The organism is Nocardia sp. NPDC004568 (assembly GCF_040609955.1).
In the GTDB taxonomy this organism is placed as follows: Bacteria; Actinomycetota; Actinomycetes; order Mycobacteriales; family Mycobacteriaceae; genus Nocardia.
In genome coordinates this window covers 39,459-60,717 of the sequence record NZ_JBEXLL010000033.1, presented here as the reverse complement: position 1 = coordinate 60,717, position 21,259 = coordinate 39,459, and the positions used below count along the sequence as shown (strand labels likewise).

Below are 21,259 nucleotides of genomic sequence, written 5' to 3'. Positions count from 1 at the left end.
ATCACTCTACTGCTCGGCTCGTCCGGCTACGCGGCGAACAAGGGCTTCCCAGCTGTCGCCGATCTGCTCACGCGTGTAACCCTGCGCGCGTAGCTGGTGCAGGACCAGCGCGGCACCGAGCCCGGCCAGCAGGGAGTCGGCCAGCAGCCCGAGATCGCCCGGGGTGCCCGCGTCGCGCAGCAGCATCGTCACATGGGTTTTCAGCACGAGGTAGGGCCGGCTGCTGAAATGGTCCTCGGAGGAACCGAGTTCGGCCGCCCGGTGCAGTTCGCCGGCCACTTCGAGATCCAGCAACCGGGCCCGGCCGAACGCGACGAGTCGCTCCACCGGCGGCGCGCCCGGACCCAGCGGTGGCGGGCCGAAGATGAACGCCTGCTGCGCCTGGGTTTCGGAGTGGTCCAGCAGCGCGTACATCAGACCGGTCCGGTTGCCGAAGCGCCGGAACACCGTGCCCTTGCCGACCCCGGCCCGTTTGGCCAGCGCGTCCATGGTGAGAGCGTCCACACCGTGGTCGCGCACTAGTTCCTGGGCGGCGTCGAGCAGCCGGCGCCGGTTGCGCGCGGCGTCGGCGCGTTCGGCCGGTTCCCCGGTGCCGGGCAGTACGGGGCCGACCGGCCGCGGCGGGTGGACCCGCAGCGCGAGCGGCTCGGCGGGCGCCGGCGCGGGGGCCGGGTCCCGGTCGCCCGGGGGTCCGGATCCGGCGGAATCCGGACTGAGTGTGTCGTAGTTCACGGCGCGGGGTGTCCCTCCGGAGGAATGTAGCGGACCATGGTCCGGTTGACCTGGGCAGTGCGATCGTCACACAACTAGTACCGCAGGAGTCAACATGAGCCAGACCCGTATCGTCGCCCTCGTAGGTAGCCTTCGCGGCGCCTCGGTCAGTCGGCAGATCGCCGAGGCGGCGGTCTCGACCGCGCCCGCGGGCGCTGAGGTCTCCATCTACGAAGGTATCGGTGATATCCCGTTCTACAACGAAGATATCGATATCGCGGGTTCGGTACCGGCCGCCGCCCAGGCGCTGCGCGACGCGGTCGCGGCGAGCGACGGTCTGCTGTTGGTCACCCCGGAATATAACGGCACCCTGCCGGCGGTACTGAAGAATGCGATCGATTGGCTGTCCCGGCCCTACGGCGCGGGTGCGATCAGCGGTAAGCCCGTCGCCGTGCTCAGTGGTTCGATCAGCCCCAACGCTGCCCGGTGGGCGCACGGCGACGCGGTCAAGTCCGTGGGTATCGCGGGCGGGAAGATCGTCGAGGAAGCGCATCTGCACTACGCCGCGTGGGGTGAGCGCTTCGCCGCCGGCCACCCGCGTGAGGACGTCGAGGTGCTGCGTGAGCTGACCGAGTCGGTGAAGGTTCTGGTCGCCGCCGCCAGCGGGGAGCTCGTTTCCGCCTGATCTCCAGCGCATCGCGAGGGCCGCTCCGTCCGACGACGGGGCGGCCCTCGCGTTTCCGGTCGGTCGGTTTCCTACGGGACCCGAGGGCCTGCTGGGGCAGTGGGCGACTGGTGTGACAGGCGTAGTCTTCTGCGTTTGCTGAAAGAGAACTGGCCCGGACGATTTGTGATCTGGGCCACGGTGAATACGGCGTGTCGAGTTGCTGTCCTGCGGCTTACAGCGGTGAAATCACATGGTTGTGACTCGCAACATCTCGTGTTGTTTCTTTCTGTCGGCCACTAGGTGTAGTGTCATCGATGCCTGGAGGCGGCGGCGCAATCGGCCCGCCGGCACCGGGTGGAACCGGCCCGGACATGGCGTTTCAGGGTCGGTCCTCGGAGTTTGCGCAGATCATCCGATCGTGCCGACACACCGCACAACACAGACGGGTCACCGGCTGGGATCAGGCATGCGGTGAGCTCGGCCCGGAGGGCGGCGGACCGTCACCACGAAGGACCGCGAACACCGCACATAGGCACAGGAGAGAGGGACTCGAATGATCACCGTGTACACCAAGCCCGCTTGCGTGCAGTGCAACGCCACCTACAAGGCCCTCGACAAGGCCGGGGTGGAGTACGAGGTCGTCGATATCTCCACCGATGCCGATGCGCGCGACTACGTGATGGCTCTCGGTTACCTGCAGGCTCCCGTCGTCGTCTCCGGTGACGAGCACTGGTCCGGTTTCCGGCCCGACCGCATCAAGGCACTGGCCACCGTCGCCGCCTGAGTGCGTCAGGCCCGGCGGCGGCAGCGCAGCGTAACCACGAAGGGCCCGCGCTCAGGCCCGATGGACACAGCCTGAGCGGATATCGCGCCCGACCGGGTCGGGGAACAGGGGAGGTGAGATGTTCGAATCACAGACGCTGGTGTACTTCTCCAGCGCGTCGGAGAACACCCACCGGTTCGTCGAGAAGCTGGATATCCCGGCACTCCGGATCCCTCTGCACACCACCGACTCGCTGCGGGTCGACGAACCCTACGTGCTGATCGTCCCCACCTACGGGGGTGGCCGGCACGTGCTGGGTTCGGCTCGTTCCGACAAGGAATTCGTCCCGCGCCAGGTCGCCAAGTTCCTCAACGATCCGCACAACCGCGCCCTGTTGCGCGGGGTCATCGCCGCGGGGAATACGAACTTCGGCGACACCTTCTGCTTCGCAGGTGATGTCATCTCGCGTAAATGCGGGGTGCCCTACCTGTACCGCTTCGAACTCATGGGAACCGCCGAGGACGTCGCCCGCGTCCGTGAGGGATTGGGATTGTTTTGGCAGCAACAACGACAGCACCAGCAGGTATGACCGCCCGCCTGGAGCAGCCCCCGCAGCGTGCCGGCGAACCCGGTGAGGTCCTGGACTACCACGCCCTCAACGCGATGCTGAACCTGTACGGTCCGAACGGCGAGATCCAGTTCGACAAGGATCGCGAGGCCGCGCACCAGTACTTCCTGCAGCACGTCAATCAGAACACCGTCTTCTTCCACAACCTGGACGAGAAGCTCGACTACCTCGTCGAGGAGAACTACTACGAGTCCGAGGTGCTCGAGCAGTACAGCCGGGCTTTTGTGAAGAAGCTGTTCCAGCAGGCCTACGCCAAGAAGTTCCGGTTCCCCACCTTCCTCGGCGCGTTCAAGTACTACACCTCCTACACCCTCAAGACCTTCGACGGGAAGCGCTACCTGGAGCGTTTCGAGGACCGGGTGTGCATGGTCGCGCTCACGCTGGCCGCCGGTGACGAGGTGCTCGCGGGCATGCTGGTCGAGGAGATCATCGACGGCCGTTTCCAGCCGGCCACCCCGACCTTCCTCAATTCCGGCAAGAAGCAGCGCGGCGAACCGGTGTCCTGCTTCCTGCTGCGTATCGAGGACAATATGGAGTCCATCGGGCGCTCCATCAACTCGGCGCTGCAGCTGTCCAAGCGCGGTGGCGGGGTCGCGCTGCTGCTCAGCAATATCCGTGAGCACGGTGCCCCGATCAAGAAGATCGAGAACCAGTCCTCGGGCGTCATCCCGATCATGAAACTGCTCGAGGATTCGTTCTCCTACGCCAACCAGCTCGGCGCGCGGCAGGGGGCGGGCGCGGTGTACCTGCACGCCCACCACCCCGATATCTACCGTTTCCTCGACACCAAGCGCGAGAACGCGGACGAGAAGATCCGCATCAAGACACTGTCGCTGGGCGTGGTGATCCCCGACATCACCTTCGAGCTGGCCAAGAAGAACGAGGACATGTACCTGTTCTCGCCCTACGACGTGGAACGGATCTACGGCAAGCCGTTCGCCGATATCGACGTCACCGAGAAGTACTACGAGATGGTCGACGACAAGCGGATCCGCAAGTCCAAGATCAAGGCGCGCGAGTTCTTCCAGACCATCGCCGAGTTGCAGTTCGAATCCGGCTACCCCTACATCATGTTCGAGGACACGGTGAACCGGGCCAACCCGATCGCCGGCAAGATCACCCATTCGAACCTGTGCTCGGAGATCCTGCAGGTCTCCACCCCCTCGACCTACAACGACGACCTCACCTACTCCCACGTGGGCAAGGACATCTCCTGCAATCTGGGGTCACTGAACATCGCCAAGGCGATGGACTCCCCGGATTTCGCGCGCACCATCGAGGTGGCGATCCGGGCGCTCACCGCCGTCTCCGACCAGACCCATATCAACTCGGTGCCCTCGATCGAACAGGGCAACAACTCCTCGCACGCCATCGGCCTCGGCCAGATGAACCTGCACGGCTACCTGGCGCGCGAGCACATCCACTACGGGTCCGAAGAAGGGCTCGACTTCACCGACATCTACTTCTACACCGTCGTCTATCACGCCCTGCGGGCCTCGAACACGCTGGCGCGGGAACGTGGCACGTACTTCGGCGGATTCCCCGAATCGAAGTACGCCTCGGGTGAGTACTTCGACAAGTACACCGGTCGGGTGTGGGAGCCGAAGACCGAACGGGTCGCCCGGTTGTTCGCCGACGCCGGTATCCACATCCCCACCCAGGACGACTGGCGGGAGCTGAAGGCCGCGGTCATGGAGCACGGCCTCTACAACCAGAATCTGCAGGCCGTCCCGCCGACCGGGTCGATCTCCTACATCAACCACTCCACCAGCTCCATCCACCCGGTGGCGTCGAAGATCGAGATCCGCAAGGAAGGCAAGATCGGCCGCGTTTACTACCCGGCCCCGTACATGACCAACGAGAACCTGGACTACTACCAGGACGCGTACGAGATCGGCTACGAGAAGATCATCGACACCTACGCCGCGGCCACCCAGCACGTGGACCAGGGCCTGTCGCTGACCCTCTTCTTCAAGGACACCGCCACCACCCGCGACCTGAACAAGGCCCAGATCTACGCCTGGCGCAAGGGCATCAAAACCCTCTACTACATCCGCCTGCGGCAGATGGCACTGGAGGGCACCGAGGTCGAGGGCTGCGTGAGCTGCATGCTCTGAGGTCCTGAACAGTATTTCCATCGCGGTTGCCGGCGTCCATGTCCCTGTTGTGGCGGACATGTGGCGCCGGTGGTCGTCTCCGGTAAAACGCCGATAGCATCGGATAGCGCCTGTCGCTATATATGATCGCTGCAATCGCTTCGGCGAATGATCTGCCGTTGTTCACCCGCAATGTGGACGACTTCGAAGGTCTGGAGCCGTTGCTGACGGTGGTCGCGCTCTGAAGTGCAGGGCCGGCGGGGCGCAGCTTCCCGGTGCGGCCGCCTATCGGTGCACCGGGAACCCCACTGTCCGGAATCAGGACAGCGCCGGGAGTACTTCGCGTTCGAAGAGTTCGATACCGCTGGTGTCGTAGGCCGCTTCGGGGAAGTTGAAGATGGCGTAGCCCAGCCCGCGATCGCGGACGGCGGACAATTTCTCCACGATCTGTTCCGGGGTGCCGACCGCCGCACTGCCGTTGTTCAGATTGTCGACATGGGCGCGGGCCTTCTCCGCGCCCAGGACGGGGGCGATCCGGGCGGCGTGCTCGGACTTGCGCTGTTCGACCTCGGCCTCGGTGGTGCCGATGGCGACATTGAAGTTGGCGCTGCGCACGATGGCGTCGAAATCGGTGCCGACCTCGGCGCAGTGCGCGCGCAGGATCTCCGATTTGTGGGTGAACTCGTCGGGGCTGTTCCCGGCGAAGTTCGTGTAGTTCGCGTATTTCGCGGCGATACGCAGGGTTTTCTTCTCGCCGCCGCCCGCGATCCACAGCGGCAGGCCGCCCTCCTGGGCGGGTAGCGGGCGCACGATCGCGCCGTCCACCTGGTAGTAGCGGCCGTCGAGGGTGGCCGTGCCGGTCTGCCAGGCCTGACGGAAGATCTGCACCCCTTCGTCGAGCCGGCCGAGCCGCTCCCCGGCGGTGGGGAAACCGTATCCGTAGGCGCGCCATTCGTGTTCGTACCAGCCGCCGCCGATACCCATCTCGGTGCGGCCGCCGGAGATCAGGTCCACCGTCGCCGCGACCTTGGCGAGATACGCGGGATTGCGGTAGCTGATCGCCGTACACATCTGGCCCAGCCGCACCCGGGTGGTGGTGGCGGCGAAAGCGGACATGAGGGTCCAGGCCTCGTGGGTGGCTTCCTCGCTGGGCTCCGGAACGGTGTGGAAATGGTCGTACACCCACAGCGATTCCCACACCGGGTTCGCATCGGCGCGGGCCGCCAGACCCCGCATCACCTCCCAGTGGGTAGCGGGATCGAGACCTACCAGGTCGAGACGCCAGCCCTGCGGGATGAAGATTCCGAAGCGCACAGCACTCTCCTCAGATGTCGGGCCCGGGGGCCGCTGCGAGATATCTCCACTTCCACCCTGTCGAGATCCCGCCGGGTGGGCAACGGTTGAACGCTGCCCGCGCCCAATTGCGGGCGATGTCACCGTGCCCATCGGAGTGTTCGCCCGGGCTGTTCCAGACCCAGGCATGGCGCGGATCCCATGCCTCGAACAACACCCGGGGCTGCGCCCGATGGCGGCCCGGTTCGCCGGACCGGCCTGTGCCGTGCATGGCCCGAGGACCCGCTGTGAAACCCGGCGTGAGAGTTGCCGGCCTGCTGTCACAGCTGCCGGTCGGGTCGCGCCCCGTACATCTCGGCCACTGCGCGCAGTTCGGAATTCGAGCCGAACACCAGGTCGTAGCGGTTACGGGTCCACTCGACCTCGCCGGGGGCGGTATCGCGGGCCTCGGCGCGTCGCATTCGGATCTCCGCGCGGATCGGTCGTGCCCGCTGGTTGCCCGAGTCCGGTCGGCGGAATACACCGTGTAGCGCAGGCGGGAAAATCGGTCGCCGGGGCGGGTGTGAACCGGTCACACTGGGTGCCGTATGAACAAAGAACAACCGACACTCGGCGTGGATTTCGGCCGGGTGATCCAGGGGGCCGCCCTCCCCGACGGTCCGGGCGATACCGTCTTCCTCTCGGGCGGCGCGGAAGAAGCCATGCGAACCCCGCCCAGTGACCACGCTTTCGAGGTGTTGCCCCGGCTCGTGGACCGGTTCGGCGGCCGGGCGTGGGTGATCTCCAAATGCGGCCCCCGGGTGCAGGAACGCACCACGCGGTGGCTCGACCACCACGATTTCTATCGGCGGACGGGTATCGCGCGCGGCAATGTCCGGTTCTGCCGTAAACGCGCCGACAAGGCGGTGCACTGCGCGGAACTCGGCGTCACCCATATGATCGACGACCGCGTCGAGGTCCATCAGGCGCTACGCGGCCTCGTACCGCATCTGTATCTCTTCGGTGTGCAGCCCGGACCGGTCCCGGAGTGGGTCCGGCACACCCGGAACTGGCCGGAAGTCGAGGACGCGATACTCCTGTGATTGCCGCGTCGACCGGCGCCGCATCGTTCACGCGAAGAAATCGCGCGGAGGGTGCGTTCGGTCCTCATTTCCGGTGCTTGACTACGACGTAGCGTCACACCGGAAGCTGGTGCCATGAGGATCAGCGAAATAGCCACGGCCGCCGGAACGACCCCCCGCGCTATCCGCCACTATCACCGACTGGGCCTGCTTCCCGAACCGATCCGCCCCGATAACGGCTACCGCGACTACGGACTGGCGGAGCTGGCGCGCCTCATGCGTATCCGCTGGCTCGCCGACAACGGGTTGCCGCTGGGTGCGGTGGCCGCCGTGTTCGAAACCGAGCACGGGGCATCGGATACCGACGACCTCCGTGCCGACCTCGCGGCCCTGCACGACGAGATCTCCCACCGTGTCACCCAGCTCGTCCGCAAGAAGGAGGGCCTGGGCCGGATGCTGGCCGCCGTCGAAGCGGGCCGGACGCTCACCGCGTTACCCGCAGAGCTCGCCGATGCACTCGACATCGCCCGTGAGCAGGCCGATGAGCTGGAACGCGCCGCCCTCGACCGGGAGCGCGATCTGCTGGAGATCATCGCCATCTCCGGTGACACCCCGGACGAGATGTTCACGTGGTTCGCGCGCGCGTTCTCCGATACCTCGGCCCGGGAGAACTACCGGCGGATGCTGCGCGGCTGGGAGCAGTTGCGCGGCCGGGCGGTGGAACAGTCGGGGGAACTGATCGAACGGGTGGCACACGAGCTCGCCGCCGGGCTGCGCGCTGCCGATTTCGAATCCCTGACGGCCTCCACCGCTGCGAGCGACGCGAGTGGGCTCGATCTCTCGCCCGCGGCACTCGTGCCCGACCCGGCTCAGCGCCGCGCAGTCCTGCGGACGATCGACCTGCTCACCGGCGCGGACGATCGACCATGACCGGGCGAGCGACCGGATTGCTGCGGAACCAGCGCCGGGCCTACCACGGGGTCTGGTTGTGGTTGCGTCGCCGAACCGATTGCGACGGCCGGGAGCGGGAGCCGTTGCCCGGCACCCGCGGCGTGCTGGCGATGCCCCTGGCCTTTCTGGCGGCGACCCTGCTGGAGATGGCGGTGCTGCGCATCCTCATCCCGTGGGCGTGGCTGAGCATCGCGCTGGGCGTGCTGTCGCTGTGGTCGCTGGTACTGCTGTTCGCGGTGTTCGTCGCGGATATCGCCTACCCGCACTACACCACCGACCGGGCGCTGGTGCTGCGCCGCGGCGGCCGTGAGATCGCGGTCATCGCGTTCGACCGGATCGCGGCCGTCACCGACCATCGCCGCTACAACCACACCGGGACCGCGCTCGACAGCGACCGCCTGTTCCTCGCCGGCCCGGACGGCACCACCGTCGATGTGACACTCCGCGGACCGGTCGATGTCCGGGTGGAGTCACCGTTGCCCAGCGGCCGGATCTCCGCCGCGGTGACCCGGATCAGTCTGTTTCTCGACGATCCCGGGCAACTATCCGGCATGCGGACACGCCCGGGAGTGTGAAACGCCGTGTGACGAACCTTTCGATGCGGACTTCCCGTGGTCAGGATGTATTCTGATCAAGAATGCGTTCGCATTCACAGACAGTTATCCGGATCGGGCGTGTACCCACGCGCGTGGCGGCGACCTAAGAGGAGGTGGTGTTGCAATGCGCAGCGAACCTCCCAGTCGAAGGCCGCGCGGCGTCGTCCGCCCGCGTTTCCGCTTGCAGTAACTGTCGGCGGAGCGGCCCGGCTCGGCGCCTCGCGGTGTGACTTTCCTTCGAAATCACTCGCAACTCACTGCTGTGCCGAGGACTTCTCATGTCGCAGATCGATCTCATCGAAGTGCCGACGACGCTGTCGGAATCCCTCCAGGACGTGGTCGAGAGCCACCGTGTCGATGCCGCGCTGCACTGGCTGGACAACCATCCGCCGCACGTCATCGCCGACGAACTCGCGCGGATGAATGCCGTCGAGGCCGGGGTCGCGTTCCGATTGCTGGACAAGGATCTGGCGCTCGCGGTGTTCGAGGAACTCGAACCCGTCGACCAGCAGCAGATCCTGCAGGGCCTGCGGGACCAGAGTTTCCGCGAACTCGTCGAGGGCATGGCTCCCGACGACCGCGCCCGCATGCTGCGCGAAGCGCCGGCGAAGGTGGCGAAGAAAGCCCTCGCCGGGCTGAGCCCCCGCGAACGCCGGATGACCGCCGCACTGCTCGGCTACCCCGAGGGCTCGGTCGGCCGGTTCATGACACCCGAGGTCGTCGCCATCCCCGGCACCCTCACCGTCGCCGACGCCCTGCGCACGGTCCGGCTCAAGGGCGGCAACGCCGAAACGGTCTACACCCTCCCCGTGGTCGACGCGAGCCGCCGCCTCCAGGGCATCGTGGAACTGCGCGAACTCGTCCTCACCGGCCCCGACACCATGGTCGCCGACCTCGTAGTCACCGAACCCGCGTTCGTCCGCGCCACCGATTCGGCGGAGAAGGCCGCGCGCCTCATGCGCGAGACCAACGACATCAACCTGCCGGTCGTCGACAGCGAGGACCGGCTGGTCGGGCTGCTCACCATCGACGACGCCGTCGAGGTCATCGAGGCCGCCGACAGCGAGGACGTCGCCAAACAGGCCGGTTCGGCGCCCTGGGAAGGCCACTACATGGCCGCCGGGGTGTTCCAGCTCGCCCGCTACCGCGCGCTGTGGCTGATGCTGCTGTTGGTCGCGGCGACGCTGACGGTCAGCGTGACCGGTTTCTTCGAGGCCACTCTCGAACAGGCCGCCCAGCTGGCGCTGTTCATTCCGCTGCTCATCGGCGCGGGCGGTAACGCCGGCGCGCAGGCCGCCACGGCCTGTGTGCGCGCGGTCGCGGTCGGTGAGGTGCGCGGCGGCGACCTGTTCAAGGTCATCTGGCGGGAGTGCCGGGTGGGGCTGGTACTCGGGACCATGCTCGCCGTGGTCGGCGTGATCATCGGCGGACTGTTCGTCGGCCCCCGGGTCGCGGTGGTCGTCGGGGTCACGCTGGTACTGATCTGTGCCTGGGCCGCCACCATCGGCGGCACCATGCCGCTGCTGGCCAAGCGGCTGCGGATCGACCCGGCGGTGGTGTCGGCACCCATGGTCACGACGCTGGTCGACGCGACCGGGCTGATCATCTACTTCACCACGGCGAAACTGGTGCTGGGGATCTGAGCGGGGCTGCGTCGGGTCGACTCCGGCGTTCCTGAGTCGCCGGGTCTGGTCGATGCGGAGCGAACGTTCGCAGTGCGCCTGTTCGCGTCGGCACCGCGAAGCCGCGCGGGGAAACGAACGCCTATTCACCGCAGAATCTGCGGTGAATAGGGCGTAGTATCGCCGCATGACGTCCGGATACCGGAAGTACATCTGGCAGCACGCCGGCTGGCCGGTGTTCGAATACGACGCCGCCCGCTTGGCTGCGCCGCTGGCCGAGGTGGCACATCAGCAGGGTCGTCTGCTGGGTCGGCTCGCCGAGACGGCCGACTCCGTACAGGACGAGGCAAGCCTGGCCGTGCTGACCCAGGATGTGGTCAAGACCAGCGAAATCGAGGGCGAGTTACTGGACGTGGCCTCTGTGCGTTCTTCTCTGGCCCGTCATCTCGGCGTGGATATCGGGGCGCTCGCTCCGGCCGACCGGCATGTGGACGGTGTCGTCGAAATGGTGCTCGACGCCACCGCGCACCATGACCGGCCGGTCACCGCGGAACGTCTGTTCGGTTGGCACGCCGCCCTTTTCCCGACCGGATACTCAGGTCGCACCCGGATCACCATCGGCTCCTGGCGCACCGATGAGACCGGCCCGATGGAGGTGGTCTCCGGCGGCTACGGCCGACAGCGGGTGCACTTCGAGGCACCGCCGGCCGATCAGCTGGACGTCGAGATGCGAAAGTTCCTGAAGTGGGTGGATGCCGATACCGCGGAACCGGCGATCATCAAAGCCGGATTGGCGCATCTGTGGTTCGTGACCGTGCACCCCTTCGACGACGGAAACGGCCGCGTCGCGCGCGCCCTCGGCGACCTGTGGCTGGCGCGTGCGGACCACAGTTCCCGGCGGTTCTACAGCCTCTCCGCGCAGATCCAGCGCGACCGCTCGGCGTACTACCGGATCTTGGAACGCACTCAGCAGGGTTCGCTCGATGTGACAGAGTGGCTGAGCTGGTTCCTCGAAGCGCTCCGGCGCGCGATCGTCCACTCCGACGAGACGGTGGACAAGGTCCTGCTGAAGTCCCGTTTCTGGCGGCAGCGGCAGTCGCTCCCGTTGAACGACCGCCAGACGATGATGCTGAACCGGCTCCTGGACGGGTTCAACGGCAAACTCACCACCCGCAAGTGGGCCATCATCACCAAATGCTCTCAGGACACCGCCCTGCGCGATATCAACGAACTGGTCGACCGCGGAGTATTGCTGCGGTCGGAGGCGGGCGGCCGGAGTACCTCCTATGAGCTGGCGGCACTCTGAGGTCGGTGGATCCGGGTGGTTATGGGTTCATCGGACAGGTGATGCGGCTCGCCGAAGCGGCCGGTACGTGCGAAGCCCTCAGGCCGATTCGGCGACCGGCCGGATGAGCAGTTCGGTGACGTACCGGTCGTCCGAGTCGAGCCACGCCCCGAAATCTCTGTCACGGTAGGCGGTCGCCAGCGTGAGCCACCCCAGGAAGAACCCGGCTCCGCCGCAGGTGGCACCGCCGCCGTCACCACCACAGACGACGGCCGGGTCGGTGGTGAACTCGTATCGGTAGGGATCCTGACCGATCATCAGACCCCACAGGTTCGCCTCCCGGTGTGGCCCTGCCGAATGGTCGAACGGATAGCCGCCGTCCAAGCTGTCGTCACCCCAGCGGAACAGAGTTGAGGCTCCGGCGCCGCAGGCGTACTCCCACTCGTCCGGAGTGCTCGCCCGCAGTCCCAGCGCGGCAGTCGCACGCAACGCCTGTTCGTAGGAAACCTGTTCGGCCACTTGGGCCTTCGACCTTCAGACCTCCGTCCGCGCCTGACAGCACGATTGTGGCGCCGAGCCGAGCGCCGGATTCGGCGATCAACTCGAGGACCCGCGGATCATCGGCCGGCACACTCACCACGCATGGATCCAGCGCTTCCACGCCGACCAGCATCGCGGGAAGGTCCACCACCCGCTCCGGCGAGGTCATCGTGTCGACGAACTCCGCGATCACCGGCAGGCCGTACTCTTCGGCACTCTCGGCGAAACCGGCCGCTTGGTGGGGCGACGGGATGAACCTGCCCCCGTCGTAACCGAGTCGCACCCGACCGCCCGGGACCAGTGATAACCGCGTACCGGCCCGGTCGAACAAGGCAATACGCTGTTGCCGGCCCAAGTACTCGTGGCTGTGGACACCAATAAGCTCCGCGCTGTTCTGGCGGGCTACGGCACGCGCAACCCGCGTCGCCGATTCGTCGGACAGCTCCCGCCACCGCGCAGCGGTCAGATCAGCATGGGTCACCCGGGCATTCTCGCGAGAGGCGTCGTACGGTGCCAAGTCGGAAGCGTAGGCCCCGGTGGGAGTGGCATTCGACGTAGGCCACACGACAGTCCGCAGACCTGCTACACGGGCAAGAAGCAGTGGGGAACACCGTGTTTCGCAGGCGCTCAAAGGAGTTGGCTGCCACACGCCGTGGGTTGGTGAGCAGGGTGACGAATCCGCCGGCGCGTTGACTATGCGTGCAAGGTCCGGGAGGTTGGGCGGTTGCGTCGAGTTTTTAGCGCCGGTAACGTCTGGACGAGCCGGCAGCAGGGGGCGGAGACGCCGGTCCTCCCCAAGGGTCGGACGACTGGTGGTATCGGCGGTGGAGGTCGGATGGTGGCCATGGGCAATCGGAAGCGACTGACCGCACTGGTGTGCGGGGCCGTCTTGGTGCTGGCAGGGTGTGATTCCTCGACGGAAGGGGCTGCTAGTCCTGAAGTCTCGGCCGGTCCGACCCTTGCCGCAGGGGTTCCGGCAGGATTCGATCCATGTACTGATATCCCGCAGAGCGTCCTCGACTCAGAGGGTCTGCGGAACAAGGTCCCGGACAAATCGGAGAAGTCGAGCGGGGCGAAATGGGTCGGGTGTCTGTGGGGCCAACCGGACGGATATTCGGCCAGTATTCGGACGACGAACCTCACTCTGGAGCTGGTGAGAAGTAAGAACTTCCCCGACGCAACCGAGTTCACCGCAGGTGGTCGCCCTGCCTTGTCCACTCGCCAGTTGGAGCAACGTCCCGATGAATCGTGCCACGTCAACGTGGAGATGGAGGGCGGCACGTTGGAGTTCGGCCTGACGAATCCGCCGTCTGGGGATAAGACTGGGCATCTTGATACGTGCGAACTTGCGCGCAGCCTGGCTCAGAAAGTCGCGCCGTCCATCCCTGCCGGCGCCTGATCGGCTTTGAATCGCTGCTTGAAGTACTGGGAGGGAATCAACATTGAGCGAAGAAGGCGATGTGGCCCCGCGGCCAATGGCAAACATGCTGGCTGCGGCTACTGAAGGCCAGACTTCCGTGACGATGACTCCGGAAGAGTTCATCTACGTCGACCGCGACTGTGATTTGTTCATGACTCTTATTCGACAGGTCCAGCAAATCGCCGATGATGTCTCACGGCAAGATGTTTGGGGCTTGGGCGAGGCCAACGACCGCTTGACGTCCGCTCGCGCGATGGTTGGTCGGTACAAGGTGAAAGGCAGGGGCGCCCCGGACGGCAATGGGGTCTTCGAGATCATGGAGCAGCACTACCAGATCGTCAAGGATATCCAGAATACCTACCGGATCATGCGTGACCAGATGATGCAGGCGGACAGCGAATGGGCCGCCGCTTTCAACTCTTTGAGCGAGACGCTTCCTGAGCGGCCGCCCGTGGCGCCGACCCTCGGACCGTACATTCTTCCGGGCGGATCGACACGATGAGTCACACCCCTGATTACGAAAACCCGACAATCCTGCGTGGTGGCGAGCACACCAACGAATGGGAACATCCCGAGATCAAAGCGGCTTTCAGCCCACTTCTCGTCCAAGATGCGATCGACCAGGCGGAGCGATATTGGCAGATGCGTCAGCTGTGGGAGCAGGGTGTCGAGACGTTCGTACGTTCCGTTCAAGCCTCGCTGGCGCAGTCCTGGTCCGGCCCGGCCGCCGAACAGTCCAAGCAGGCCATCCAGGACTACATCGACAAGTACGCTCGCCCAGCGACGTCGGCGCTCGAAGCACTGTCCGCTGGAGTACGCAACGCTGCTACCGCCATCGTCGAAACCAAGAACGCCATCGGTGACCCTCTGACCACCGATGGGTTCAAGGGTTGGTTGAACGAAACGTTCAACGACAGCGAGATCGGTCGGCGTACCGAGGCGGCCAGGGTGGCGATGCAAACCCATTACGTCGACCGTTTCGCGGAACTCGATACCCAGATTCCGGTGATTCCCGTCCCTGTCGGCCCCACCTCCACCACCGATATCTCCGCCCCGCCACCCGGCGGATACAACACCGACACCGGGAACCCCGGCGCTACTTCCCCAGGGAGCCCCACCGGAACGGCAGGGGAGACGCCTGCGGGCGAGACGCCGGAAACTCCGGTGGGCGAGACGCCGGGTGAGACCCCCGGCGAGGATACGGCGCAGCCGACCACCACCGACTCCGGCGATACCGCAACCGATCCCGCGTCCACGGAAACCCCCACCGGCACCACCCCCACTGTTCCGGCGGGCACCACACCGGCCGGTGTGACCACAAGTCCCGGCTCGCCGGGCGGCACACCTCCGGGAAGTCCCGGTTCCCCCGGTACTCCCGAGTCGCAGACTCCCGGCCGTACGGTTCAGGGCGCACCGAACGCCACCACCGGCGTCCCGGCCAGTGCGTCCGCCGCCGCGGCGGGCAACCGTGGGATGACGGGTATGCCGATGGGCGGTGCCGGTGCGGGACGTGGTGGTCAGGACGACGAGTCGAAGCGTTCGACACCCGACTACCTGATCAACCAGGAGAACACCGACGAGCTGCTGGGCGAGGCGCCGCGGACGATCCCCGGCGGAGTGATCGGCTCCAACCCCGAATAACCATTCCGGTTCTCGCCGTGTCCGGTGAACGGCCGGACCCCGGGTGGTTCCGCTCCACAGCGGAACCACCCGAATACTTCTGTCCTGCCGAAACTGCTGTATCGCATACGACAAGGGGAATGATCGATGTCCGAGTGGACGTGGGAGCCGGATGATTTCGCGGCGCTGTGGTACAGCGACGCCTACGACCGGTTCCCCAGCCCACTGCGCTACACCAGCCGTTTCGTTTTCAACGACGAAGCCCGGGCGCATCGCCTCGCGGTGCGGGAACGGTATACCCGGGAGGAACGCGCCACTATCCAGATGGCCCTGGATACGCTGGGCACCTCGAAAATGCATATCGCGATCTTCGGGGGCACTATCGCGCACAAACGCAGCACCGGACGTGGCGATATGCGCAACTACCGGATCGTGGGCGCGCGCACCGAGAGTCATGCGGTGACGATGAGCCAGGCCGGTAATGCCGAGGACTTCGGGTCGATCCAGGTGCGACTGTTGCGGCCGGAGCAGCTGGCGGCCCGGCTGGTGGCCGCGTTGCCCGGGTGCGCGCCCGGGACGGCCGGACCCGAGACCTTCCATCCTGACGATGTGGACTCCCGGCCGGAGCAGTTCGAGAATCCGCAGCGCACCCGCGCCCGGGACCGGTATCGGTGGTTGGTCCGGAGAGAAGCCGACGGTGGCGGTTGCGCGCTGCTGCGGATGGGGCGCTTCGACGCGAATGCCGATCCGCTCCGGTCGCTGGAATGGCACGACATCACCGGCGACGGCCGCTACACCGAACAGCGCGGAACCCACATCACCGTGCGCCCGGCCACCCCGGCCGAGTTCACCCGCCATTTCGGCGGCTGGCTGGACCTGGCCTGGCGCCGGTTGGCGGAGGAGCGCGCCGACGCCTGGTGAGCACGGGCTTCGGTGCAGGCCGACATGGGTAGCGCTCATAGTCCGGTCCGTTCGCGCGGGTTCGTGACTCGCAGCCTCAGCAGATGCGGATGGTTGGCGTCGTCGAGAGCGAGTGCGGCGGTCCACAGGGACGCGTCGATGGATTCGGGTATGTGCCAGTCCCGGGGTGCGATGGCGGGCAACCGCAGGAGTATCGGGTCGGCGGCGCAGTGGTGAGGGCGGACCGCCCACCACTGACGACCGGTGGCATCGATAGTGGCGGCCGCGAGGATATCCGACCCGGTCGGCAGTCGCGCCGCGGCGGTGCGGACGGGTGCCGGGATATACCGGGCGGCGGTGCGGGAATCCAGTTGGTCGGCGAAAACGAGGAAAACGAAACCGAGTCCAAACATGCCGGGGCCGAGGACGGCGCGCACCCGGGCGGCCGCCACATGGATCGGATTCGGATCCGTGACGCCCCGGCTCGGATCGACCTCGGCGCATTCGGCGTGGATCGTCTCGCCGTCGAAGCGGAATCCGAACAGTACGGGCAGCGACCCGTCGGGTACGACCGGCAGGAAATGCGCGGTGATCTCGGCGACCGACTCGTCGTCGGGGTAGCGGATTGCGGTCATCCGAGCAATCCCCGCGCGACGGTATGCGCCCAGAACTCGTGGCGGATCGCATCCCACAGACGGGCGTATTCGGGGAACCGCTCGCGCATATCCGCGAGGTCGGTGCCGGTGTGGGCGGGCAGGGGCACGCCCACACCCGAAGAATCGCGCACCTCCAGGATTCGGATCGCCCCGCCATCGAGTCGCCAGGCCGCCAGCCGGCCTTCGCACTCGGTGTGGTGCGTCGGCGCGGGTGTACCGGCGGCGCCGGGAACGGCCGGGAAAGCGTCTTTGCGACAACGACTTCCGTATCTCTCGGGCATGCGGCTATGTTGCTGCAGGTCACAGACTCGGCGTGGGTCGGTGGGAGGCCGTCACGGGATCGATCGGAAGTCGCAGCACGTTTCCCGGTACCTGCCTACGATTGTTCTCGAACTGAGAAACGCCGGGCGATTCGTTGAGAAACAGGGGAGGCACGATGCCGAGCAAGGCGGATCTCAGCGGCACCACACTGCCGCGGCGGCAACTCGGGAGAGCGTTGCGCGATGCGCGCCACGCACGCGGTTCGACGCTGGAACAGGTGGCCCGGGAGACCGAGTTCAGCCGGGCGACATTGAGCCGGATCGAGCTGGGGCAGTATGAGCGGATCAAGGTCCGGGAAGTCGAATACCTCTGCCGCTATTTCGATCTGCCGGAAGATCGCACCCAGTATCTGATGACCATTGCGGCGGAATCGAACACCAAGGTCTGGTGGCAGAACTATCGCCACTTCCTGCACGAGGGGTTCAGCTCCTACCTCGAACTGGAGTCCTATGCAACGGAATTCCGGTTCTTCCAGCCACTTGTCATCCCTGGACTGCTCCAGACTGCGGACTATGCCAGAGCTGTCTATCGCGCTTCCGCACCTGACGATCCGGAATCGAAGGTCGACAGCTGGGTAGAAATGCGAATGCAGCGTCGTACTCGAATCATGCAGCGACGTTGGAAGGCTCGACTCGAGTTCTTGCTTCACGAAAGTGTGCTGCACACGGTGGTTGGATCGAAACCGAAGATGGCTGCCCAATGCCGCGTCATTGCCGATGTGGGCACCCAGGAAAATATTGCGATCCGGGTGGTCCCGTTCCAGGCCGGCCTTCCCACCGGCCACGTCGTTCCGCCATTCATAGTCCTCGACTTTCCGGATACCGAGCCGTCCGTTGTCCACTCCGAAGGTGCGATCGGTTCGATGACTTTCGAGGACACCGTTGATGTGGGCCGATTTCGGTCCCTGTACGAAACGATCCGGTCCGCAACGTATGACGAAGTCGTCTCACGGGACCGAATCCGAAAAATAGCAAGGAGATACGAGCAATCATGAGCGGGTATTCCGGGGATGAGTGGTTCAAGTCCTCCTACAGCGGGACCCAGGGTGACTGTGTCGAAGTCGCATGGCTGGGCTCGGGGCGGGTGGGCGTGCGGGATTCCAAGAATCCGGCCCGACCCGCGCTGGACTTCGCACCGGCGGACTGGGATGCCTTCATCGCCCGGATGCGTGGGGACCGAGAATGATTACGCCGATTCTCCCGGACACGAACTGTGTGCGCATTTGACCAGCTCGGACAACCTATCGGACATTCGTGCAGCAGCCATCGAATCGACCGCGAGCGACTTCACCTCAGCCCCGGAGGACGGGCACTTCCCACCACCTCCGGCCCAGACCGAGGCCATCCGCCCGAGTCGTGGAGGATCGAGGCTAGTTCGGTGCACCCTGGGCGGTCGCCACGGTGGCCGCGGCGGCCCGCTCGGCCTCCTCAACGGTGCACCGGCCGAGACCGCATGCCGTCGCCACACCGTACGCGGTCCGGCCCGCGGCTGCTTCGAACAAGGCCAGGCTCCGGATACTGTCTTGCGCTCCCGCCGACGACACGACCCCGGCGATGACGCGCCAGTCCGGGTCCAGCCGGCGCAGCGGCCGGTGAAACGCCGGGTCCACCGGAGCAGGATGAGCACCGTAAGCACAGGGGATGTGCGCGGGTGGCAACGGCACCCCGCGAGGACGCAGGTTTCGTGCGACGGCGTTCAACAGATTTACCGCCGGTGCGAGACTGCGGGGAGCGAGAAGCTCTTTGTGCTGGTAGTCGCCGTAGCAAAGGTGCAGGAGGGTCTGTGCACCGATATCGTGCGCCCGCGCGAGGAAACCGGCCAGCTGTCGCGCGACCAGACGACCGACCGGAACCTGGGCACCGAATCGCGCCGCCTTCACCAGTGCGAGCTGAGCGATCGGCGATTCCACCTGCCAGGTGATCAGATCGCCGTGAGCAGCCAGTACCTGGGCCATTTCGGCCAGCGAGGCCTCGATGAAAACTGGTAGGTTGCGTAGCGCCGGTGTCACCGCCCGAAGGTGGCGCAGTGCACGCCCGAGCGGAAGTCCATCGGCCACCGCCGCACCGCCGAACACGAACAACGCCAGGTCCAGTGGATTCTGTTGACTGATCTGCAATCGTGTATCGGCGAGTTCGGGGTGTCGATCCCGCAGGGCCCGAAGGCGGCGGCCGCGCCGATGCGGTCGAGGCGGTCCATCGCCACATGCTGTGGTTCGAGCGTGGCACCCCGGCGGATACCCTAGACTCGCATGTCGGCGTAGTCGGCGAAGTCATCACTGCGCACCAATTCGAAGACGTCGCCGTATTTCTCCCGATCGCGCAGATACTCCACTACCCAGTGGGGATCCAGATTCCGCGGTACACCGGTGAGCCGGTGGCCTCGGCTGCGCTGGACGAACCATTCCAGCACCGCACGGTCGTCGGTTGCCAATGGGGTAGGCAAGCTGCCCACAAAGTGGGCAAGTCGTGTCATGACCTGTCCCACATGTAGTCCTCGCAAACGGATCAGATGCTCGCTCCCTCGGGACCACGATCCGACGACTGCCAAGCAGAAGAATCGGCCGATCAATAGCCAGAAGTTCGCCACTGCTGGGAATGCTGCGACGGTAAACGCGTCTGCTGCCTCCGGACCGACTTCAACTCACAAGCCGGGACCGACAAGCAACGTCTCCCTCAGCCCTGTCCTCGCCCATTCGCGCGGGACCGGAAATCCGGCGTCAGGATTGGCGAAAGAGCGCCCCGAACTGTGATAATTCGTTTTTCTGGTAAGCACCGGCGCGCAGATCCAGGACACGACCTCCCCGGGCCTGACCGTGATGCCCGGCGCGCCGATCTTCGTGATTCTCGCGACCGTGTGCGGTGTCCGTCCGGTATGCGCACCGGTGGGCTCGACCGGATGCTGGGTGCGCTTCCGCACAGCTATCCGAATCGAGAAGTACGGGTACTGAAGGTTCGGTCAGACCGTGTGGGTGCTCAGGCCGCCGGAGATGGTGAGGGCTTCGCCGTTGTAGCGGCCGCCCGAGTCGGAGACCAGCAGCAGGATCAGTTCCGAGACCTCTTCGGGCTGGATCAGTCCGCCCCCGGCCTCGAACATCACCATGGCGTCCTCGCGGGTCGGGTTCTCGTGGTCGGGCATCAGTTCGCGGTAGGTGGCGGGGTTCATGATCATGTCGGTCTGTACGCCCGAGGGAAGGACCGCGTTCACGGTGATGCCGTGTTCGGCGACCTCCTCGGCCAGTGATTTCACCAGGCCGACCACACCCCATTTCGCGGCGGCGTAGTGGCCGGATCGGCGGGCGCCCATGCGGGCGACGATGGAGGCGGTGGCCACGATGCGGCCCGCGCCGCGCTCGATCATATGCGGGACGACGGCGCGGAAGCTGTGGTAGACGCCGGTCAGGTTGACGTCGATCATGTCCTGCCAGGTCTGTTCGGGCATGTCGGCGATCAGGGAGCTGGAGGCGATGCCCGCGTTGGCCAGGAGGATATCGATACGGCCGAATTCGTCGATGGCGCGGTCGGCGACGGCGTAGAGCTGTTCTTGATCGCGGACGTCGGCGGTGACCGGGATACAGCGGCGGCCGGTGTCGCCGACCAGCTTCACCGTTTCGGCGAGGTCGTCCTCCGAACCGAGTGCGTAGGGCACGCTCGCGATGGGTGCGGCGATATCGCACAGCACGATATCGGCGCCTGCCGCGGCCAGTGCCACCGCATGGGATCGGCCCTGTCCTCGCGCGCCGCCGGTGACGACAGCGACTTTTCCGTCCAACTTCCCCACGGTTCCTCCCTCGTCGGCTCGATGTCCCCATCCTCACATTGCCGGCGAGCGTTGGATGCCGGTTCGGAGTGTCGTCATCGTCGATGTCGGCGGAATCCGGCGATTCCGGCAGAAGTCGGCGGTCTCCACCGCTCGGCCCGGCCGTTTCGATCATGTCCAGTACTTCCGACGTCGGGCGCACATCGCCGACCGAGCGGTAGATGGTGTGCAGGGTGGCATTGTGGTCGCGGTCGCGGCGTGCGGCATTCGCGTCGTCGACCATGATCACCCGGAAGCCGCGGGTACTCGCATCACGTGCCGAGGATTCACAGCAGACGTATTCGGTGATCGTCACCACGGGCCGCGGCCACGC

24 protein-coding genes are annotated in these 21,259 nt (G+C 65.9%); 15 read left to right on the top strand and 9 right to left on the bottom strand.

The features are described 5' to 3' along the window. Positions 1-6 precede the first annotated feature (6 nt). The gene (locus ABZV91_RS16895; RefSeq protein WP_355242028.1) at positions 7-636 is read right to left on the bottom strand and encodes a helix-turn-helix domain-containing protein; all 630 of its coding nucleotides are present in this window, start codon (positions 634-636) and stop codon (positions 7-9) included. A 190-nt stretch (positions 637-826) separates the two neighbouring features. Here ABZV91_RS16895 and ABZV91_RS16890 point away from each other — a divergent pair, with 190 nt between their 5' ends. From ABZV91_RS16890 to nrdE, 4 genes are all read left to right on the top strand, one after another. Further along, a complete protein-coding gene (locus ABZV91_RS16890; RefSeq protein WP_355241995.1) occupies positions 827-1,396 on the top strand; it encodes an NAD(P)H-dependent oxidoreductase in 570 nt (189 codons plus the stop codon). Positions 1,397-1,931: 535 nt separating this feature from the next. Beyond that, complete coding sequence (nrdH, locus tag ABZV91_RS16885; RefSeq protein ID WP_039826068.1) at positions 1,932-2,162, top strand: glutaredoxin-like protein NrdH; 231 nt, start codon at positions 1,932-1,934, stop codon at positions 2,160-2,162. Between the two features lie 118 nt (positions 2,163-2,280). Then, on the top strand, positions 2,281-2,730 hold the full coding sequence (gene nrdI / locus ABZV91_RS16880) for a class Ib ribonucleoside-diphosphate reductase assembly flavoprotein NrdI (RefSeq protein ID WP_355241992.1): 450 nt from the start codon (positions 2,281-2,283) through the stop codon (positions 2,728-2,730). Continuing rightward, a complete protein-coding gene (nrdE, locus tag ABZV91_RS16875) occupies positions 2,727-4,886 on the top strand; it encodes a class 1b ribonucleoside-diphosphate reductase subunit alpha (RefSeq protein ID WP_355241989.1) in 2,160 nt (719 codons plus the stop codon). The genes nrdI and nrdE overlap by 4 nt, the downstream gene beginning before the upstream one ends. Before the next feature lie 297 nt (positions 4,887-5,183). Here the strand turns inward: nrdE and ABZV91_RS16870 are convergent, their stop codons facing one another. Continuing rightward, a complete protein-coding gene (locus ABZV91_RS16870) occupies positions 5,184-6,179 on the bottom strand; it encodes an LLM class F420-dependent oxidoreductase (protein WP_355241986.1) in 996 nt (331 codons plus the stop codon). 299 nt (positions 6,180-6,478) lie between these two features. After that, positions 6,479-6,619, bottom strand: coding sequence for a hypothetical protein (locus ABZV91_RS16865; RefSeq protein ID WP_355241983.1), 141 nt, complete (start codon positions 6,617-6,619; stop codon positions 6,479-6,481). 126 nt (positions 6,620-6,745) lie between these two features. On the opposite strand from ABZV91_RS16865, the gene ABZV91_RS16860 reads away from it, so the two are divergent. From ABZV91_RS16860 to ABZV91_RS16840, 5 genes are all read left to right on the top strand, one after another. Next, positions 6,746-7,240, top strand: a complete 495-nt coding sequence (locus ABZV91_RS16860) for a hypothetical protein (protein ID WP_355241981.1) — start codon at positions 6,746-6,748, stop codon at positions 7,238-7,240. Positions 7,241-7,354: 114 nt separating this feature from the next. Next, complete coding sequence (locus ABZV91_RS16855) at positions 7,355-8,149, top strand: MerR family transcriptional regulator (RefSeq protein WP_355241978.1); 795 nt, start codon at positions 7,355-7,357, stop codon at positions 8,147-8,149. Next, a complete protein-coding gene (locus ABZV91_RS16850) occupies positions 8,146-8,745 on the top strand; it encodes a hypothetical protein (RefSeq protein WP_355241975.1) in 600 nt (199 codons plus the stop codon). The genes ABZV91_RS16855 and ABZV91_RS16850 overlap by 4 nt, the downstream gene beginning before the upstream one ends. 299 nt (positions 8,746-9,044) lie before the next feature. Then, positions 9,045-10,409, top strand: a complete 1,365-nt coding sequence (gene mgtE, locus ABZV91_RS16845) for a magnesium transporter (RefSeq protein ID WP_355241972.1) — start codon at positions 9,045-9,047, stop codon at positions 10,407-10,409. A gap of 166 nt (positions 10,410-10,575) precedes the next feature. After that, positions 10,576-11,694, top strand: a complete 1,119-nt coding sequence (locus ABZV91_RS16840; RefSeq protein ID WP_355241969.1) for a Fic family protein — start codon at positions 10,576-10,578, stop codon at positions 11,692-11,694. Positions 11,695-11,772: 78 nt separating this feature from the next. On the opposite strand, the gene ABZV91_RS16835 is transcribed toward ABZV91_RS16840, so the two are convergent. Continuing rightward, entirely contained in the window at positions 11,773-12,192 is a 420-nt protein-coding gene (locus tag ABZV91_RS16835; RefSeq protein WP_355241966.1) for a hypothetical protein, read from the bottom strand. 856 nt (positions 12,193-13,048) lie between these two features. Here ABZV91_RS16835 and ABZV91_RS16830 point away from each other — a divergent pair. From ABZV91_RS16830 to ABZV91_RS16815, 4 genes are all read left to right on the top strand, one after another. Beyond that, entirely contained in the window at positions 13,049-13,612 is a 564-nt protein-coding gene (locus ABZV91_RS16830; RefSeq protein WP_355241963.1) for a DUF3558 domain-containing protein, read from the top strand. A 43-nt stretch (positions 13,613-13,655) separates the two neighbouring features. Continuing rightward, entirely contained in the window at positions 13,656-14,135 is a 480-nt protein-coding gene (locus tag ABZV91_RS16825) for a hypothetical protein (RefSeq protein WP_355241960.1), read from the top strand. Next, on the top strand, positions 14,132-15,274 hold the full coding sequence (locus ABZV91_RS16820) for a hypothetical protein (protein WP_355241957.1): 1,143 nt from the start codon (positions 14,132-14,134) through the stop codon (positions 15,272-15,274). Before ABZV91_RS16825 ends, ABZV91_RS16820 begins: the two co-directional genes overlap by 4 nt. A 126-nt stretch (positions 15,275-15,400) precedes the next feature. Beyond that, complete coding sequence (locus ABZV91_RS16815; RefSeq protein ID WP_355241954.1) at positions 15,401-16,174, top strand: ESX secretion-associated protein EspG; 774 nt, start codon at positions 15,401-15,403, stop codon at positions 16,172-16,174. 35 nt (positions 16,175-16,209) lie between these two features. Here ABZV91_RS16815 and ABZV91_RS16810 read toward each other — a convergent pair whose 3' ends face one another. Then, positions 16,210-16,788 carry a hypothetical protein gene (locus ABZV91_RS16810; protein ID WP_355241951.1) on the bottom strand — a complete coding sequence of 193 codons (579 nt, stop codon included), beginning with the start codon at positions 16,786-16,788 and terminating at the stop codon, positions 16,210-16,212. Further along, entirely contained in the window at positions 16,785-16,940 is a 156-nt protein-coding gene (locus ABZV91_RS16805; protein WP_355241948.1) for a hypothetical protein, read from the bottom strand. The genes ABZV91_RS16810 and ABZV91_RS16805 overlap by 4 nt, the downstream gene beginning before the upstream one ends. A 305-nt stretch (positions 16,941-17,245) precedes the next feature. Here ABZV91_RS16805 and ABZV91_RS16800 point away from each other — a divergent pair, with 305 nt between their 5' ends. Both ABZV91_RS16800 and ABZV91_RS16795 read left to right on the top strand, forming a co-directional pair. Beyond that, positions 17,246-18,124, top strand: a complete 879-nt coding sequence (locus ABZV91_RS16800; RefSeq protein ID WP_355241945.1) for a helix-turn-helix transcriptional regulator — start codon at positions 17,246-17,248, stop codon at positions 18,122-18,124. Continuing rightward, complete coding sequence (locus tag ABZV91_RS16795) at positions 18,121-18,315, top strand: DUF397 domain-containing protein (RefSeq protein ID WP_355241942.1); 195 nt, start codon at positions 18,121-18,123, stop codon at positions 18,313-18,315. Before ABZV91_RS16800 ends, ABZV91_RS16795 begins: the two co-directional genes overlap by 4 nt. Before the next feature lie 184 nt (positions 18,316-18,499). Here ABZV91_RS16795 and ABZV91_RS16790 read toward each other — a convergent pair whose 3' ends face one another. The 3 genes from ABZV91_RS16790 to ABZV91_RS16780 form a co-directional block, all read right to left on the bottom strand. Beyond that, the gene (locus tag ABZV91_RS16790) at positions 18,500-19,246 is read right to left on the bottom strand and encodes a hypothetical protein (RefSeq protein ID WP_355241939.1); all 747 of its coding nucleotides are present in this window, start codon (positions 19,244-19,246) and stop codon (positions 18,500-18,502) included. 122 nt (positions 19,247-19,368) lie between these two features. After that, on the bottom strand, positions 19,369-19,560 hold the full coding sequence (locus ABZV91_RS16785; RefSeq protein WP_355241937.1) for a hypothetical protein: 192 nt from the start codon (positions 19,558-19,560) through the stop codon (positions 19,369-19,371). A gap of 525 nt (positions 19,561-20,085) precedes the next feature. After that, a complete protein-coding gene (locus tag ABZV91_RS16780) occupies positions 20,086-20,907 on the bottom strand; it encodes a mycofactocin-coupled SDR family oxidoreductase (RefSeq protein ID WP_355241934.1) in 822 nt (273 codons plus the stop codon). Positions 20,908-21,259: the final 352 nt, after the last annotated feature.

What these genes read in the sequence shown, in the direction of transcription:
- nrdH (WP_039826068.1), top strand. Translation starts at nt 1,932, where the DNA reads ATGATCACCGTGTACACCAAGCCCGCTTGCGTGCAGTGCAACGCCACC.
- ABZV91_RS16860 (WP_355241981.1), top strand. Translation starts at nt 6,746, where the DNA reads ATGAACAAAGAACAACCGACACTCGGCGTGGATTTCGGCCGGGTGATC.
- mgtE (WP_355241972.1), top strand. Translation starts at nt 9,045, where the DNA reads ATGTCGCAGATCGATCTCATCGAAGTGCCGACGACGCTGTCGGAATCC.
- ABZV91_RS16830 (WP_355241963.1), top strand. Translation starts at nt 13,049, where the DNA reads ATGGTGGCCATGGGCAATCGGAAGCGACTGACCGCACTGGTGTGCGGG.
- ABZV91_RS16840 (WP_355241969.1), top strand. Translation starts at nt 10,576, where the DNA reads ATGACGTCCGGATACCGGAAGTACATCTGGCAGCACGCCGGCTGGCCG.
- ABZV91_RS16810 (WP_355241951.1), bottom strand. Translation starts at nt 16,788, where the DNA reads ATGACCGCAATCCGCTACCCCGACGACGAGTCGGTCGCCGAGATCACC.
- ABZV91_RS16865 (WP_355241983.1), bottom strand. Translation starts at nt 6,619, where the DNA reads ATGCGACGCGCCGAGGCCCGCGATACCGCCCCCGGCGAGGTCGAGTGG.
- ABZV91_RS16815 (WP_355241954.1), top strand. Translation starts at nt 15,401, where the DNA reads ATGTCCGAGTGGACGTGGGAGCCGGATGATTTCGCGGCGCTGTGGTAC.
- ABZV91_RS16800 (WP_355241945.1), top strand. Translation starts at nt 17,246, where the DNA reads ATGCCGAGCAAGGCGGATCTCAGCGGCACCACACTGCCGCGGCGGCAA.
- ABZV91_RS16850 (WP_355241975.1), top strand. Translation starts at nt 8,146, where the DNA reads ATGACCGGGCGAGCGACCGGATTGCTGCGGAACCAGCGCCGGGCCTAC.
- ABZV91_RS16855 (WP_355241978.1), top strand. Translation starts at nt 7,355, where the DNA reads ATGAGGATCAGCGAAATAGCCACGGCCGCCGGAACGACCCCCCGCGCT.
- nrdI (WP_355241992.1), top strand. Translation starts at nt 2,281, where the DNA reads ATGTTCGAATCACAGACGCTGGTGTACTTCTCCAGCGCGTCGGAGAAC.
- ABZV91_RS16890 (WP_355241995.1), top strand. Translation starts at nt 827, where the DNA reads ATGAGCCAGACCCGTATCGTCGCCCTCGTAGGTAGCCTTCGCGGCGCC.
- ABZV91_RS16820 (WP_355241957.1), top strand. Translation starts at nt 14,132, where the DNA reads ATGAGTCACACCCCTGATTACGAAAACCCGACAATCCTGCGTGGTGGC.
- nrdE (WP_355241989.1), top strand. Translation starts at nt 2,727, where the DNA reads ATGACCGCCCGCCTGGAGCAGCCCCCGCAGCGTGCCGGCGAACCCGGT.
- ABZV91_RS16795 (WP_355241942.1), top strand. Translation starts at nt 18,121, where the DNA reads ATGAGCGGGTATTCCGGGGATGAGTGGTTCAAGTCCTCCTACAGCGGG.